At 32.6% G+C, this 983-nt stretch carries 1 protein-coding gene; it reads left to right on the top strand.

Annotated features, from left to right (window positions below):
- Positions 1 to 129 precede the first annotated feature (129 nt).
- A partial coding sequence (locus VB264_RS25020) for a transposase (protein WP_323254139.1) occupies positions 130 to 983 on the top strand: 854 nt, incomplete at its 3' end.

The raw sequence follows: 983 nt of genomic DNA, 5'->3' as shown, positions 1-983 counted from the left end.
GGCTTCCCTTTAGTAATATAATTATTTGATTATCAATACATTATAAATAAAATAACCCCGAAAAAGTGTCAATATTGGCAATTTTCAGGGTTTTTCTGTATTTTGTTTCTGCTAAAAAATATAATACAGATGCAATATACACTGTTTGAGCTAGATTCTCCAAATTTCAATAAATGGTATTTATTCAAGAATACTACGGTTCTCGGGAAAATTCACCAAACCATTGATTGGGATTCTCTTGAAAAGCTTTTACCCCAGAAGACTAAGGTTTCTGGAGCACCTTCATGGCTTCCTGCCAAAGGACTTTTTGGTATGATGTTCTTAAAACATTATACTGGTTTAAGCGATGAAAAATTATTAGAGCAATTTCACACGAATTGGGCAATGCAAATGTTCTGTGGTACTTTACTTGCTGATAATGAAAGTATTAAAGATAATGCTTTTGTCTCAAGGGTAAGGTCTTATTTGGGAGAATATTTAGATTTGAATCTATTCCAAAGTGTGATGATTAATAGCTGGAAAGCTGAAATTCCTGATAAAAATGTGTTACTGATGGATGCTACCTGCTATGAAGTTTATCTACGTATTCCTACTCATGTTAAACTACTTTGGGAAGCTTGTACTTGGCTCTGGGAGAAACAGATTCCAGCATTGTGTACAAGCAATAAAATCAAGATACCAAGGTCTAAATTCAAAGAACAAAAGATAAAACAGTTAACTTACAGCAAACTTAGGAAGAAGATTTATCGAAAGACATATTCTAGGAAGCGTTCACTTTTAAAGCTACTAAATAAAGGTATTTTAACACTAAATGAACTCTTAGGGAAGGTTAAATCTAGGGGATTTTCAGAAAAAGATACAACAGTATTTCAAACGATTAAAGTTATTTATGAGCAACAAAAATATCTTTTTGAAGTACCTGGAGCAAAGATTAGTGACCAAATAGTAAGCATTTTCAAACCTTACATACGCCCTATTGTTAG

Origin of the sequence: Arcicella aquatica (assembly GCF_034928825.1) — a bacterium.
Classification (GTDB): Bacteria; Bacteroidota; Bacteroidia; order Cytophagales; family Spirosomataceae; genus Arcicella; species Arcicella aquatica.
This window is presented reverse-complemented; position numbering and strand designations above follow the sequence as displayed.